Source organism: Microbacterium sp. JZ70, assembly GCF_053903225.1.
Genome location: NZ_CP096405.1, coordinates 3,190,604 through 3,205,557 on the forward strand (window position 1 = coordinate 3,190,604; position 14,954 = coordinate 3,205,557).

Sequence of the window (14,954 nt, forward strand, 5' to 3'; positions counted from 1 at the left end):
ATGGTCGGGTGCCGGATGGACGGAGGGCGGAGGTCAGCGGGTGGCCGGGCCGACGAGCTCGGCGAGGTCGGACACGACGACGTGCGCGCCCGCGGCCGAGAGCGTGGCCGCCCCGGCGCCGCGGTCGACGCCGACGATGAGGGCGAACCCGCCGGCGGCCGCCGATGCGACTCCGCTGAGGGCGTCCTCGACGGCCGCGCAGTGGGCGGGGGCGGCGCCGAGCTGGCGGGCGCCCGCGAGGAACATGTCGGGCGCCGGCTTCGACGGCAGCCCGTCGCGCTCGGCCACCGCGCCGTCGACGATCACGGGGAACCGGTCGAGGATGCCGGCGGCGGTCAGCACGTCCTTCGCGTTCTTCGAGCTCGAGACCACGCCCACGCGCGCTCCCACCGCCGCGAGCGCGTCGAGGAGGGCCAGCGAGCCCGGGTACGGCGCGATCCCCTCGTCCGCGAGCACGCGCGAGAACACGGCGTTCTTGCGGTTGCCGATGCCGCACACGGTGTCGAGCGAGGGATCGTCAGACGGGTCGCCCCACGGGATCTCGACGTCGCGGCTGCGCAGCAGGGCGGCGACGCCGTCGTAGCGCTTCTTGCCGTCGAGGTGCGCGAAGTAGTCGTCGTCGGTGTAGGCGGGCTCGATGCCCCACTGGGCGAAGAGCTCCTCGAACATCGCCCGCCACGCGTGCATGTGCACCTCGGCCGTCGGCGTGAGCACGCCGTCGAGGTCGAACAGCACGGCGTCGTAGCGTCTCAGGTCGGGAAGGGGCGAGTCGGGCAGAGAGGTCACAGATCCTCCGTCGCGCGGGATGGCCGGTTCACCCCAGCGTAGTGGCGGTCAGCTCGCCGCCGCGAGGGACTGGCGGGCGATCTCGAGCTCCTCGTCGGTCGGCACGACGAGCACGGTCACGCGCGACGCGTCGGTCGAGATGACCGCGATCTCGCCGCGCGGAGCCGCGGCGTTCCGCGCCGCGTCGATCTCCACCCCCGCGAACCCGAGCGTGGCGAGCGCCGCAGCGCGGACATCCGGGGAGTTCTCCCCCACTCCGGCCGTGAACGAGATGACATCGACCCCGCCGAGCTGCGCGAGATACGCGCCCGCGTACGCGCGGAGCCGGTGGACGTACACGTCGAACGCGAGCTGGGCTGCCTCGTCTCCCGCCGCCCTGCGCTCCTGCACGTCGCGCATGTCCGAGACGCCGGCGAGGCCCATGAGGCCGCTTCGCGTGTTGAGGAGCCGGTCGAGGTCGGCGATCGTCAGGTCGGCCCTGCGCGCGAGCTGGAAGAGCACCGCCGGGTCGATGTCGCCCGACCGGGTGCCCATCACGAGGCCCTCGAGCGGCGTCATGCCCATCGAGGTCTCGACCGACCGGCCGCCGTCGACGGCGGTGACGGACGCGCCGTTGCCGAGGTGGAACACGATCTGGCGCAGCTCCGCGAGCGGTCGTCCGACATGGCGCGCCGCCGCCTCCGAGACGTACTTGTGGCTCGTGCCGTGGAACCCGTAGCGGCGGACGCGATGCGCCTGCGCGATCTCGCGGTCGATCGCGTAGGTGTACGCGGCGGGCGGAAGGGTCTGGTGGAATGCCGTGTCGAACACCGCGACGTGCGGCACGTGCGGGAACGCCGCGCGCGCGGCGCGGATGCCCTGCAGCGCGCCGGGGTTGTGCAGGGGGGCGAGCACCGAGAGCTCGTCGATGTTGATCTCGACGAGGTCGTTCACGACGGTCGGCTCGAAGAACCGCGCGCCGCCGTGCACGACGCGGTGCCCGACGGCGGCGAGCGCGTCGGCGTCGAGCGCGGGGCCGTGCGCGGCGAACGCGTCGAGCATCACGCGGAACCCGGCGGTGTGGTCGGGGATCTCCGTCTCACGGCGGTGCGTCTCGTCGGCGATCGCCGGCGCGGGCTCTCCGGGACCGGCCGCGAAGCGGACCGTGTGGGCTGCGGCGCCCTGCGTCTGCCCGATCCGCTCGACGAGCCCCGAGGCGAGCACCCGCTCGGCGGCCATGTCGATGAGCTGGTACTTGAACGACGACGACCCGCTGTTGACGACGAGGACGCTCCGCGCGGTCATCGCTGCTCCCCCTGCGCCTGGATGGCCGTGATCGCGACGGTGTTGACGATGTCCTCGACGAGCGCGCCGCGCGACAGGTCGTTGATCGGCTTGTTCAGGCCCTGCAGGACCGGCCCGATCGCGACGGCGCCCGCCGACCGCTGCACGGCCTTGTAGGTGTTGTTGCCCGTGTTGAGGTCGGGGAAGACGAAGACCGTCGCGCGCCCGGCGACCTCCGAGCCCGGGAGCTTCGCCTTCGCGACCGCGGCGTCGGCCGCCGCGTCGTACTGGATCGGGCCCTCGATCGGCAGCTCGGGCGCGCGCTCGCGCGCGAGCCGCGTCGCCTCGCGCACCTTGTCGACATCCGCGCCCGTGCCCGACTCCCCCGTCGAGTACGACAGCATCGCGACGCGCGGCTCGACGCCGAACTGGCGCGCGGTCTGCGCCGAGGTGATCGCGATGTCGGCGAGCTGCTCGCTCGTCGGATCGGGGATCACCGCGCAGTCGCCGTAGACGAGCACCCGGTCGGCGAGCGCCATGAGGAAGACGCTCGAGACCACCGAGACGCCCGGCTCGGTCTTGATGACCTCGAATGCCGGGCGGATGGTGTGGGCCGTCGTGTGCGCGGCGCCCGAGACCATGCCGTCGGCGAGCCCCATGTGCACCATCATCGTGCCGAAGTAGCTGACGTCGGTGACGGTGTCGGCCGCGCGCTCGTAGGTCACGCCCTTGTGCGCCCGCAGCCGCGCGTACTCGGTCGCGAACTTGTGCACGTGCACGGGATCGAACGGGCTCAGGACGTGCGCCTCGCGGATGTCCACGCCGAGCTCGATCGCGCGGGCGCGGACCTCGAACGGCTCGCCGAGGATCGTGAGCTCGGCCACGCCGCGCTGGAGCAGGATGCCCGCCGCGCGCAGCACGCGGTCGTCGTCGCCCTCGGGCAGGACGATGTGGCGGCGGTCGGCGCGGGCCCGCTCGAGCAGGGTGTACTCGAACATGAGCGGCGTGACGACGGTCGCCCGCGCGACCCCGAGCACGCGGGTGAGCTCCTCGACGTCGACGCTGCTCTCGAACAGCGACAGCGCGAGGTTGTAGCGCTGGGGCGAGCCTGCGGCGAGGCGCCCGCGGGCGCTCATGACCCGCACGGCGGTGGTGTAGGTGTCGCCGTCCGCGCGGATGACGGGAAGGCGCGAGCCGAGGCCCTCGAGCAGGCGCGACACGGCCTCCGGCACCTCGAAGGGCCCGTTGAGGATGATCCCCGCGATCGACGGGAACGTGCCTGAGGCGTTCGCGAGGAGCGCCGCGAGGAGGACCTCGCTCCGGTCGCCGGGCACGATGAGGCAGGCGCCCTCGGTGAGCCGCGGGAGCACGTTCTCCATCGACATCGCGGCGATGACCACGCCGAGCGCCTCGCGCGTGAGCAGCGCCTCGTCGCCGTTCACGAGCCGGCCGTCGACCGCGCGCAGCACGTCGCCCATCGACGGGGCCACGAGCATCCGGTCCTCGGGGATCGCCCAGACCGGAGCCGACGGGGTGACCGCGCCGACCGCTGCGAGGATCTCGTCCCGGCGGGCGCCGTCGGCCCTGTTCACGATCGTCGCGAGCAGCTCGGCGCGCTCGCGCACGAGCTCCGACACCGCGAGCGCGGCGATCTGCGCGACCTCCTCGGGCGTGCGCGGCGACGTCGTGCCGAGCTGCTCGGTGTGGCCCTGCTGCGCGCGTCCGCCGAGGACGAGCAGAACGGGCGTGCCGAGGTTCACCGCGACGCGCGCGTTGTAGGCGAGCTCCGCGGGGCTGCCGACGTCGGTGTAGTCGCTCCCGAGGACGACGACCGCGTCGCACTTCGCCTCGACGGCCTTGAAGCGCTCTACGATCCGCGCGAGCGCGGCGTCGGGGTCGGCGCGGACGTCGTCGTAGGTGACCGCGACGCACTCCTCGTACGCGAGGTCGACGCCGTCGTGGTCGAGCAGCATCTCGAGGACGTAGTCGCGCTCGGCGGATGACCGGGCGATCGGACGGAAGACCCCCACGCGCGGGGTCGCCCTGCTCAGCGCATCCAGGACGCCGAGCGCCACCGTGGACTTGCCGGAATGCCCCTCGGCCGACGTGATGTAGATGCTTCTCGCCACGTCATCCACCCTAGGTCGAACACCTTCGACGCGTCAGCCTAGGTCGAACACCTTCGACGCGTCAGGACGACGGGCGGATTCCCGCCTGGGCATGAAAAGGCTCTCCGCGCACCCGACAGAGCCCGGTTACCCTTGCTACGTTTCCGTCCTGGGGGAGTTGGCCTGGATGCCGCCACGCGGAGAGCTGCAGATAGTCTAACCCCGAATGCGAGGTGGCCTGTGCCAGAGACCATGACGGCCGAGAGATTCCTCGAGGCGGCGAACGGGATCGCGCGCGCGATCTCGAGCGTGATCGACGGCAAGCCCGAGGCCGTCGACAGCGCCCTCATCTCGCTCCTGGCCGAGGGTCACCTGCTCATCGAGGATGTGCCGGGCGTCGGCAAGACGCAGCTCGCGCGCGCCCTCGCCGCCTCGATCGCGGCGAGCGTGCGACGGATCCAGTTCACGCCGGATCTCCTGCCCAGCGACGTCACGGGCGTGTCGGTCTTCGACCCGGTGAGCCGCGAGTTCGAGTTCAAATCGGGTGCCGTGTTCGCCAACGTCGTCATCGCCGATGAGATCAACCGCTCCTCCCCCAAGACGCAGTCGGCCCTGCTCGAGGCGATGGAGGAGGCGCAGGTCACGGTCGATGGGCGGACCCATCGGCTGCCGCGCCCGTTCCTCGTCGTCGCGACCCAGAATCCGCTCGAGATGGAGGGCACGTACGCGCTCCCCGAGGCCCAGCGCGACCGCTTCATGATGCGCATCTCGATGGGCTACCCGGATGCCGAGGCCGAGGCGCTCATGCTGCGCCAGCGCGACACCGCGAATCCGCTCGACGCGCTCACGGCGGTCGTCGACGTCGAGACGGTCGCGGCGCTCATCGCGTGGGCGCGCGCCGTGCACGTCGCGCCCGTCGTCGAGCAGTATGCGGTCGCGCTGGCGCAGGCCACGCGCCGCCATCCCGACCTCCGTCTGGGCGCGAGCCCGCGGGCGACCATCCAGCTGGTCCGCGCGGCCAAGGTGCGCGCCGCGCTCGACGGGCGCGACTACGTCATCCCGGACGACCTCATGGCCCTGCTCACGCCCGTGTTCGCGCACCGTCTCATCCCGACGCGCGCGGCCGCCGCGCACCGCGGCGAGGCGGACGCGATCCCCGCGATCCTCGAGCGCATCGTGCACGCCGTCCGGGTCCCGCTCGCGACGGCGCGCTGAGCGCGATGCGCCGCCACCCGCTCACCGTGCGCGGCGCCGGGGCGCTCGCTCTCGGCGCGGCGCTCTTCGTCGCGGCGCACGCGGTGGGGTCGACAGAGGCCCTCGCGTACGCGATGCTCCTCTTCGCGCTCGTGGCGGCGTGCGCGCTCTCGCTGTACCTGCGCCGGAGCCCCGAGCGCGTGATCCGCACGCTCCGCCCCGAGACCGTCGCGGTCGGCGAGGAGAGCACGGTCGCGCTGCGGATCTCGGGGCGCTCTCCGCTGCCCACGCCGGGCGGGACGTGGGCCGACGAGCTGCCGGGCGGCTTCGCGGGCGATGCGACCGGCGCGCTGCCCGCGTCGCTCCTGCCGAGCCGCGGCGCGTCCGGAGCGCTCGAGCTGACGTACGCGGTCACGGGAGTCCGCCGAGGCGCGTGGACTCTCGGGCCGCTCACGGTCGTCGAGCACGACCCGTTCGGCATCGCGCGCCGCACGCGACGTCTGGGCGGGATGACGCCCGTCACCGTGACGCCGCGCATCGTCCCGCTCTCGCCCCTGCCCCGCCTCGCGGGCGACTCGGGCGTCGCGCTCGCGAGCGCCGAGCGGCGCGGCCAGGGCAGCGACAACCTCATCCCCCGCCCGTACGCTCCAGGGGACTCGATGCGCCGCATCCACTGGCGCGCCTCCGCGCGGCTCGGGGAGTTCATGGTGCGGGAGGAGGAGCAGGAGGCGTCGCCGCAGGCAGTCGTCGTGCTCGACCGGGGCACGTCGCGCTGGTCGCCCTCCGCCGCGTCGCCCGGCGGCGACAGCGCGTTCGAGGCCGCGGTCTCGCTGTGCGTCTCGGCCGCGTGGCGCCTCGCGGCCGACGGCTACATCGTCCGGGTCATCGACGGCGACGGCGCGCCGCTCGCGTCGCTCGGCCAGCGCGGCGCGGCCCAGGGCGACGAGCGCGCCGAGCTCCTGCGCGCCTTCACGACGGTCGGGACGCGCTCCGCCGACACCCTGCCGCGCCTCGACGAGGTGCTCGCGGGCGTGACCACGGGGCCGCTCGTGCTCATCGCGGGGCGCCTCGAGCCATCCGACGCCGCGGTGCTCGCCCGCACGGCGCATCGCGGCGCGCTCCCCCTCCTGTTCGCATCCGCCCCGCAGCGCGACGCGCTCGACGAAGCCCGTCGCGCCGGATGGCGCTCTGTCGCGCTCGAGGCAGACGTCGAGGACGCATGGCAGCGCGCCGTGAACCCGGGAGCGCGATATGGACGCCGCTGAGCTGCGGGCGCGCGGGGCCGAGCGCCGCCGTCGTCCCGCCGATCCCGTGCTCGCCCTGTGGACGGCGATCGCCGTCCTCGCATCCGCCCTCCCGCTGACGAGGGTCGTCGTCCCGATCTGGCTCCCCCAGACGGTGTTCACGGTCGCAGTCGTGTGCGCCGCCGGCTACGCGGTCCGCCGCACGCGTCACCGCGCCTGGGCGTTCCTCGCCGAGGCGGCCGTGTGGATCGCGTGCGCGATGATCCTCCTGCCCGCCTCGGTGCCGCGCTACCTCGTCGTCCCCTCGCCGCAGACGCCGCGCGCGGTCGAGGCGCTCCTCGGTGCCGTGTGGGATGAGGTGCTCCACGGCGTCGCGCCGCTGCGGCCGTCGAGCGGACTCGCGTGGGTGATCACCGTCGCGGTCGGCCTCCTCGCGATCGCCATGTCGCACGTCGCCCTCACCGCACGGCTTCCCCTTCTCGCGGCGGTGGGGTTCATCACCGTGTCGCTCATCCCGTCGCTCGTCGTGCCGCAGCGCGTGGAGGCGGTCTTCTTCGTCCCACTCGCGGTGTCGATCCTCCTCATGCTGCGCGCCGACACCCGCGCGCGCGATCCGCGGACGGGCGTCGGGCACACGGCACCCGCGTCCGTCGTCGCCGCGATCGTCGGCACTGTCGCGGTCGTCGCCGCCATGGCCATCCCGCCCCTGCTCCCGCAGCCGGTCGCGCGACCCGGATCCGGCTTCGGGCCCACGACGACGATCGACGCCGACCTCGATCTCGGCGCCAGCCTGCGCCAGCCCGCCCAGACCGAGGTGCTGCAGGTCAGGACGGCGGCCGGCGCGGCTCCGTACCTGCGCGTCGCGACCCTGTCGTCCTTCGACGGGGAGGTGTGGACGCCTGACACCGGCGCGCTCACCGCGGTCGGGGGCGGGCTGCCGCCGGTCGAGGAGATCGCGGTCGAGCGCGAGCGCGGCACGGCGTCCGTCGACATCACGCGGCTCACCGGCGGCTACCTGCCGGTGCCCTACGCGGCCGTCGAGCTCGAGGGCGTCGACGACGCGTGGTCGATGCTCACCGCGAACCGCACGCTCGTGACGAACTCGGCGTCCTCCCTCGGCGCCGAGTACACGGTGACGTGGGAGCGGCCCGACCCGACGCGGGAGCAGGCGCAGGCCGCGGCGATCGGCGAGGCGCCGGAGCAGGCGCTCGCGCTGCCCGAGCTGCCCGCCGTGATCGGCGAGCTCGCTGCGGAGGTGACGGCCGACGCGCAGACCCCCTACGACGCCCTGCGCGCCCTGCAGGGCTGGTTCCGCGGCGGCGCGTTCCGGTACTCGCTCGAGGCGCCGGTCGCGGAGGGCTTCGACGGCTCGGGGATCGACGCGATCGCCGACTTCCTCGAGGTGCGCGCGGGCTACTGCGTGCACTTCGCGTCGTCGTTCGCCGTCATGGCACGCACCCTCGGGATCCCCACGCGCGTCGTGGTCGGCTACCTGCCGGGAACGGCGACGGGCCCGCCGGCGGACGACGGGTCGGTGACGTACTCGGTCACGAGCGCGCAGCTCCACGCGTGGCCCGAGGCGCATCTCGAGGGCATCGGCTGGGTGTCGTTCGAGCCCACGGCCTCCCTGGGCGTGCCCACGAACTTCCTTCCGCAGACGAGCGACGGCGGCCAGGCCCCGGTCGAGGAGGACGAGCGCCCGAGCGACGCGCCCACGCCGACCGCGAGCGCGCGCCCCTCGGCGGACCCGGGTGCGGGCGGCGCGGACGGCGCCGAGGTCGCCGCGTGGGATCCGCGCGGCGCCCTCGGCGCGATCGGCATCGCCATCCTCGCTCTGCTCGTCGTCGCGCTCCCCTTCGTCGTGCGGAGCGCGCGGCGGTCGCGGCGCCTGAACGCCTCGGGAGCGGCCCGGTCGCGCGCCGTGTGGCTCGAGCTCGTCGACACCGCGATCGACGCGGGCGTCGACGTGCGCGCGAGCGAGTCGCCCCGTGCGCTCGGCCGGCGCCTCGTGACGCAGTGCGGAGCTCCCGAGGCGGATGTCGCGCTGCTCGTGGGCGCGGTCGAGCGCGCGTCGTACGCGCGGGCATCCGACGAGCTCCCGGCCGAGACCGCCGCGCCCGCCCTGCGCCGCATCCGGCGCGCGCTCCTGCCGGGCGCGGCTGAGCGGGCGCGCGCGAGCGCGCTGCCGCGATCGCTCGTCGTGCGCCCTCGTGTGGAGGACGCGCTCTGAGCGCTCGCGCCGTCAGGACGCGGTGACCGTCGCGCCCTTTCCGACGAGGGTGATGCCGCTCGGCGTGATCGCGAAGCCGCGCGCGGCATCCGCCTCGCGAGAGAGGCCGATCGACGCGCCCGCCTCGACGACGACGTTCTTGTCGAGGATCGCGCGGCGCACGGTCGCCCCCGGCTTGATCCGCGCGTTCTCGAACACGATCGAGTCGCTCACGTGCGCGCCCGACTCGACAATGCCGCCCGAGCCGAGCACGCTGCGCTCGATGTGCGCGCCCGAGATCACGGTGCCGCCCGCGACGATCGAGTCGATCACGGTGCTCAGCGTGCCCCGGGCGTCGCGCGTGAACTTCGCCGGCGGCAGGTTCACCTGCTGCGTGAAGATCGGCCACTCCTGGTTGTAGAGGTTGAACACCGGGAGCACCGAGATGAGGTCCTGGTGCGCCTCGAAGTACGAGTCGATCGTCCCCACGTCGCGCCAGTAGTAGCGATCGCGCGCCGAGGCGCCGGGCACGGTGTTCTGCTTCATGTCGTACACGCCGGCCGTGCCGCGCTCGACGAAGGCCGGGATGATGTCGCCGCCCATGTCGTGCTTCGAGTCGGCGCGCTCGCCGTCGCGCAGCACCTCCTCGATGAGCGCCTCGGCCGTGAAGACGTAGTTGCCCATCGAGGCGAGCACCTCGCGCGGCGAGTCGGGCAGGCCCTGCGGATTCGACGGCTTCTCGAGGAACTCGCGGATGCGGCTCGGGTTCTCGGGGTCGATGTCGATGACGCCGAACTGGTCGGCGAGCGAGATCGGCTGGCGGATGGCCGCGACGGTCGCCTCGGCGCCCGAGGCGATGTGCGCCTCGATCATCTGGTCGAAGTCCATCCGGTAGACGTGGTCGGCGCCGACCACGACGATGTAGTCCGGGCGCTCGTCGTACACGAGGTTGAGGCTCTGCAGGATCGCGTCGGCCGAGCCCTGGTACCAGCGCTTCCCGAGCCGCTGCTGCGCGGGCACGGACGCGATGTAGGAGCCGAGCAGGCCGTTCATGCGCCACAGCTGCGAGATGTGGCGGTCGAGGCTGTGCGACTTGTACTGCGTGAGCACGACGATCTGCCGCAGCCCCGAGTTGATGAGGTTCGACAGCGCGAAGTCGATGAGGCGGTACTGTCCGCCGAAGGGCACAGCCGGTTTCGCCCGGTCCTCCGTGAGCGGCATGAGCCGCTTGCCTTCTCCGCCTGCGAGCACGATGCCGAAGTACTTGGACATGGCCTCACCCTAGTGAGAACCGGGGGAGAAAGGCAGGCTCGAATCGCGGGGAGAAATGTGCAATTCTCGACCTGTTCCCCGCGCGGCCTCCAGCGGCGCTAGGTTGACTGCATGCGAGTCGATCTCCTCTCCCGCGAGTACCCGCCCGAGGTGTACGGCGGTGCTGGCGTGCACGTCGCCGAGCTCGTCAGAGCGCTCCGCCGAGATCTCGACGTCGTCGTGCGCGCGTTCGGCGCTCCGCGCGACGAGGAGGGTGTCTTCTCGTACGGGACGCCCGCCGAGCTCTCGGGCGCGAACGGCGCCCTGCAGACCATGGGCACCGACCTCCTCATCGCCCGCGATGTCGAGGGCGCCGACCTCGTCCACTCGCATACCTGGTACGCGAACTTCGCCGGCCACGTCGCGAAGATGCTCCACGGCATCCCGCACGTGGCCACCGCCCACAGCCTCGAGCCGCTGCGCCCGTGGAAGGCCGAGCAGCTCGGCGGCGGCTATCGTCTGTCGAGCTGGATCGAGCGCGAGGCCCTCACGTCGGCCGACGCCGTCGTCGCGGTCAGCGAGGGCATGCGCCGCGACCTGCTACGGGTGTACCCCGAGCTCGAGCCCGAGCGCGTGAAGGTCGTCTACAACGGCATCGACCTCGACGGCTGGCAGCGCGTCGACGACCCGGACACCGTGCGCGCGCTGGGCGTCGACCCCGACCGCCCCTCGATCGTGTTCGTCGGCCGCATCACGCGGCAGAAGGGGCTGCCGTACCTGCTCCGCGCGGCGCGCGCCCTGCCGCCCGAGGTGCAGCTCGTGCTGTGCGCGGGCGCTCCCGACACGGCCGAGATCATGGCCGAGGTCGAGGGCCTCGTCGCCGAGCTGCGCGCCGAGCGCGACGGCGTCGTCTGGATCGACCGCCACCTGCCCCGCCCCGAGCTGTGCGCCCTGCTGAGCGCGGCCACGACGTTCGTCTGCCCCTCGGTGTACGAGCCGCTCGGCATCGTGAATCTCGAGGCCATGGCCTGCGGCGCGCCGGTCGTCGGCACGGGCACCGGCGGCATCCCCGAGGTCGTCGCGGACGGCGTGACGGGAGCGATCGTCCCGATCGAGCAGGTGGACGACGGAACGGGCACCCCGATCGACCCCGAGCGCTTCGTCGGCGACCTCGCGGCGGCGCTCACCGAGATGGTGTCCGACCCCGATCGCGCGCGTGCGCTGGGGGCCGCAGGGCGCGAGCGCGCCGAGCGCGAGTTCTCGTGGACCGCGATCGCCGACCGCACCCGCGCGCTGTACGCCGACGTCCGCGGCGTGTAGCTCCCGCTGGCATGTCAGAGGCCCCGTCCGGCGAACCGGACGGGGCCTCTTCTGCGGAAGCGACAGGATTTGAACCTGCGATGCGAGTTACCCCGCATACTTGGATTCCAGCCAAGCTCCTTAGGCCTCTCGGACACGCTTCCAGAGGAAGACCTTATCACGCGAGCCCGCGCCTCTCCTGCCGAGTCCTCCCCCGGTAGGCCGCTCCCTCGCATGTCTCGAATTTGCAGGCAATCGCGGCCCGTAAGGCTGCACAAGTGAGACATGACGCGTGTCCGGAGCGGGGCGCGGGGCAGGCTAGGGTCGCCGTGTGGACGCGCGCCCCTTCTCCCGCCGGGCCCTCCCCGTGCGCAGAATCGAGGCGCACCCGCTCGCGCCCGCCGACCTGCGGCGCTGGCCCGCCACGCTCGCGCCCGTCCGGCAGGTGCTCGAGGAGGGACTGGACCTCGGCGCCGTGACGGTGCTCACGGGCGAGAACGGCGTCGGCAAGTCGACCCTGGTCGAGGCTCTCGTCACGGCATACGGCCTCAACGCAGAGGGAGGCTCGAGCGGCGCCCAGCACGCCACGCGCGCGTCGGAGTCCGACCTCGGCGACCACCTGCAGCTCGTGCGCGGGGCCGGTGCGCCGAGGAAGGGCTTCTTCCTGCGGGCGGAGACCATGCACGGGTTCTACACGTACCTCGAGGACATCGGGATGGGCGCCCCGCTTCACGAGCGCAGCCACGGCGAGTCGTTCCTCGACCTGGTCTCCGAGCGCCTGCGCATCCGCGGGCTGTGGGTGCTCGACGAGCCGGAATCCGCCCTTTCCGTCTCCGGCTGCCTCGCGCTTCTCGGGCTGCTGCGCGAGCTCGTCGCGGACGGCTCGCAGATCGTCCTCTCGACGCACTCCCCGGTGCTCGCCGCATTCCCCGGAGCCGACCTGCTCGAGCTCGGCTCGTGGGGCATCCGTCGATGCGCGTACGACGACCTCGACCTCGTGCGGACGTGGCGATCATTCCTCGACTCCCCCGGCCGGTTCCTGCGTCACCTGGAGTGAACGCGTCGAACCGTCGCGGGCGGCTGAGCCGGGAGCGGTGGGCGGTCAGCCCATCCGCTCGGCGACGATGCGCGCGGTCGCCGCGGGATCGGGGCGGTGCATGACGGACTCCGGCACCACGACGAGCTCGGCGTCGGGGCGCGCGGCCGCGAGGCGGTCGGCCGCCTCGACGAGCACGGGGAACGTCTGCTCCCCGCGCAGGATCACGATCGGCTGCCCGACCTCGAGCATCGCGGCGGTCGGCCCTCCCGCATCCCGGACGAGCCGCGCGTCGTAGACGGTCGACTGCGCGAGGGGCGCGAGGAGCGTGAGCGCGCCCCTCGCCCGCATCCCCTCGACCATCTCGCGCGGAAGCCCGACGCCCTCGACCTGGAATGTCGCGACCGCGTCCTCGAGGGCGCCGTCGTCGACGAGCGCCTGGAGACGATCGGGCAGGTCGTGCGGCGCCGGCTCTCCTGCGTGGAGCGGGGGCTCCGAGAGGAACAGCCGGCGGATGGGCACCCCCAGCGACGCCGCGAACAGCGCGAGCACGGCCCCCGACGAGTGCCCGAGCACCGCGGCGTCGCCGCCCGCGGCCTCGATCACGGCCGCGAGGTCCTCGCTCTCGCGCTCGGGGGCGGAGTCGCGTGCGTCGCCGCTGTCACCGCGCGCGCGTCGGTCCCAGGTGACGGCCCGCAGGCCGGAGGCCGCGAGCGCCTCGGCGAGGCCCGAGGCGTCCGCCGCGGTCGAGAGCGCGCCGTTGACGATGACGACCGTGGGCCCGTCGCCGAGGATGCGGAACGCGATGGGGGTGCCGTCTGCCGAGGTGACCGTGTCCATGATCCCAGCGAACCATGCACCGCCGACATCCGGAACCGGTCCTGGTCGCGAACGGCCGCCATCCGCCGGCTCAAGCGGCCGGAAGCGGCAAGTGGTCCGCCTCAGCCGCAGTTCGGGCAGACGCCCGTGAGCGGCATCTCCATGAAGCAGGTCGGGCAGACGTCGGCCACGCGCTCGGGCACGACGGGCTTGCGGACCGTCTCGCGGCGCGGCGCGCTCGAGCGCGCCGGCGCGACGCGCACGGCGTGCGCCACAGGGTGCGTGACACCCCACGAGCCGTGGAAGCGGCGGCTCGGCCAGCGCTCGAGGTCGCCCGCGAGGCGGGCGGCGTCGGACTCCGACCGGAAGCCGTTCGTGTAGCCCGCGTGCACCTCGAGCGCGGCGCTGCCGCGGCGCTCGATCTTGAAGTACGTGCGGTACCCGACGAAGCCCGTGACGTCGGAGCCGTCCACGATGCGGCGGATGACCGCCTGGTTCTCGGGCGGCGTCCCGTGCTTCTGGAAGGCCTCGTCGAGCGTCGCGTACCGCTTCGCGCGCCCCTCCCGGCCCTGGTCCACGCTGGTCTCCGGCGATTGGCTCACGATGCGCTCCTTCTCCCCACCCTTCGACGGTACCCGCGCCGGGCGCTCGACAGGAACGCGTGTCGCGTCACCGGGCCACGGGCAGCGGGAGCGCCGCCGCGGGCTCGCTCCCGACCGGCGACGGGATGGCGCGCCGCGCCCACTCGGGCGCGTACGGGTTCGCGGACGGCGGGATCACCACGCCCTCCTCCTCGAGGCGGCGCGCGGTCGCCGCCTCGTCGACGAAGCGCCCCACCGTCGCCGCGCCGGCGGCCGGCACCACCGTGTGCATCACCGTGCGCTCGTAGACGTGGACGAAGTTGACGCTCTGTGCTGCATCCCTTCCGCGCGTCCCCCGGCCGGGCGTGAAGAGGTCCTGCGTGTAGCAGGTCGACGAGGCGACCGACACGGGGATGCCCTCGAACCCCGCGGTCGTGCTGTAGTGCAGGTGCCCCGCGAGGATGGCCCGCACATCCGTGCCGCGCAGGACGTCGGCGAGGGCCGCCTGGTCGCGCAGCTCGACCGTGACGGCGAGGTCCTGCAGGCACGGGACGGGCGGGTGGTGCATCGCGAGGATCGTCCCCTCGGGCGCGGGCGTCGCGAGCACGTCGGACAGCCAGGCGAGCTGGCCCGGCTCGAGCTCGCCGTGCGCGTGCCCGGGCACGGTCGAGTCCAGGACGACGAGCCGCAGCCCGCCGAGCCACTCGACGCGGTCCAGCGGCTCGGTCGTCGGCGCGGCGTCGAGGAGCGTGCGCCGCAGCGTCGCGCGGTCGTCGTGATTGCCCATGACCCACACGATCCGCGCGTCCATCTCCGCGGCCGCGCGCTCCACGATGTCGCGCAGCTCGACGTACGCCTCGGGCTCGCCCCGGTCGGCCAGATCGCCCGTGAACACGAGCGCCTCGGGGCGGATGCCCGTCCCGGCCAGCGAGCCGAGCAGCTCGCGCAGGCGCTCGCTCGCCTCGGCTACGCCGCACAGGCGCTCCCCCGGCATGACGAGGTGCGTGTCCGAGATGTGGACGAGGAAGTGATCGGGCAGCGGGTGCTCGGACTGGCGGATGGGCACGGGGTTCCCTCTCGTCGGCGGCGGGCGCCGGCAGGGCTCTCGGGGCCGGCTCCGCCTCGCCCGCAGGGTGCCTCCTCGGGATGTCGCCCGGCTGGCGC

At 73.4% G+C, this 14,954-nt stretch carries 12 protein-coding genes, 1 tRNA gene and 1 other RNA gene; 5 read left to right on the top strand and 9 right to left on the bottom strand.

Annotation, left to right across the window (positions count from 1 at the left end; translation table 11 throughout):
* Nucleotides 1-33 precede the first annotated feature (33 nt).
* The 4 genes from M1D46_RS14665 to ffs form a co-directional block, all read right to left on the bottom strand.
* Complete coding sequence (locus M1D46_RS14665) at nucleotides 34-777, bottom strand: HAD family hydrolase (protein ID WP_456287177.1); 744 nt, start codon at nucleotides 775-777, stop codon at nucleotides 34-36.
* 57 nt (nucleotides 778-834) lie between these two features.
* Nucleotides 835-2,070 (bottom strand): acetate/propionate family kinase, encoded by a 1,236-nt coding sequence (locus M1D46_RS14670; protein WP_456285921.1) that lies wholly within the window; start codon nucleotides 2,068-2,070, stop codon nucleotides 835-837.
* Nucleotides 2,067-4,178, bottom strand: coding sequence for a phosphate acetyltransferase (gene pta, locus M1D46_RS14675; RefSeq protein ID WP_421076130.1), 2,112 nt, complete (start codon nucleotides 4,176-4,178; stop codon nucleotides 2,067-2,069). Before pta ends, M1D46_RS14670 begins: the two co-directional genes overlap by 4 nt.
* Before the next feature lie 92 nt (nucleotides 4,179-4,270).
* Nucleotides 4,271-4,367: signal recognition particle sRNA small type (gene ffs / locus M1D46_RS14680), an RNA gene on the bottom strand.
* A gap of 42 nt (nucleotides 4,368-4,409) precedes the next feature.
* Between ffs and M1D46_RS14685 the strand changes: the two genes are divergently transcribed.
* From M1D46_RS14685 to M1D46_RS14695, 3 genes are read left to right on the top strand one after another with little or no spacing between them, the layout of a single operon-like run.
* Nucleotides 4,410-5,372 (top strand): AAA family ATPase, encoded by a 963-nt coding sequence (locus tag M1D46_RS14685; protein ID WP_271174492.1) that lies wholly within the window; start codon nucleotides 4,410-4,412, stop codon nucleotides 5,370-5,372.
* 5 nt (nucleotides 5,373-5,377) lie between these two features.
* A complete protein-coding gene (locus M1D46_RS14690) occupies nucleotides 5,378-6,616 on the top strand; it encodes a DUF58 domain-containing protein (RefSeq protein WP_271174493.1) in 1,239 nt (412 codons plus the stop codon).
* Nucleotides 6,603-8,825: a transglutaminase TgpA family protein gene (locus tag M1D46_RS14695; protein WP_456285922.1), complete on the top strand. Its 2,223-nt coding sequence runs from the start codon at nucleotides 6,603-6,605 to the stop codon at nucleotides 8,823-8,825. The genes M1D46_RS14690 and M1D46_RS14695 overlap by 14 nt, the downstream gene beginning before the upstream one ends.
* A 12-nt stretch (nucleotides 8,826-8,837) precedes the next feature.
* On the opposite strand, the gene glgC is transcribed toward M1D46_RS14695, so the two are convergent.
* Nucleotides 8,838-10,076 (bottom strand): glucose-1-phosphate adenylyltransferase, encoded by a 1,239-nt coding sequence (gene glgC / locus M1D46_RS14700; RefSeq protein WP_282980264.1) that lies wholly within the window; start codon nucleotides 10,074-10,076, stop codon nucleotides 8,838-8,840.
* A 111-nt stretch (nucleotides 10,077-10,187) separates the two neighbouring features.
* Between glgC and glgA the strand changes: the two genes are divergently transcribed.
* Nucleotides 10,188-11,375, top strand: a complete 1,188-nt coding sequence (glgA, locus tag M1D46_RS14705) for a glycogen synthase (RefSeq protein WP_421076127.1) — start codon at nucleotides 10,188-10,190, stop codon at nucleotides 11,373-11,375.
* Between the two features lie 54 nt (nucleotides 11,376-11,429).
* Here glgA and M1D46_RS14710 read toward each other — a convergent pair.
* Nucleotides 11,430-11,518: transfer RNA gene (locus M1D46_RS14710), tRNA-Ser, on the bottom strand.
* Nucleotides 11,519-11,721: 203 nt separating this feature from the next.
* On the opposite strand from M1D46_RS14710, the gene M1D46_RS14715 reads away from it, so the two are divergent.
* A complete protein-coding gene (locus M1D46_RS14715; RefSeq protein ID WP_456285923.1) occupies nucleotides 11,722-12,411 on the top strand; it encodes an AAA family ATPase in 690 nt (229 codons plus the stop codon).
* Between the two features lie 45 nt (nucleotides 12,412-12,456).
* On the opposite strand, the gene M1D46_RS14720 is transcribed toward M1D46_RS14715, so the two are convergent.
* From M1D46_RS14720 to M1D46_RS14730, 3 genes are all read right to left on the bottom strand, one after another.
* Nucleotides 12,457-13,230, bottom strand: a complete 774-nt coding sequence (locus M1D46_RS14720; RefSeq protein WP_456285924.1) for an alpha/beta fold hydrolase — start codon at nucleotides 13,228-13,230, stop codon at nucleotides 12,457-12,459.
* 101 nt (nucleotides 13,231-13,331) lie between these two features.
* A complete protein-coding gene (locus tag M1D46_RS14725) occupies nucleotides 13,332-13,811 on the bottom strand; it encodes a hypothetical protein (protein WP_456285925.1) in 480 nt (159 codons plus the stop codon).
* Between the two features lie 67 nt (nucleotides 13,812-13,878).
* Nucleotides 13,879-14,856, bottom strand: coding sequence for a phosphodiesterase (locus tag M1D46_RS14730; RefSeq protein ID WP_456285926.1), 978 nt, complete (start codon nucleotides 14,854-14,856; stop codon nucleotides 13,879-13,881).
* Between the last annotated feature and the right edge of the window lie 98 nt (nucleotides 14,857-14,954).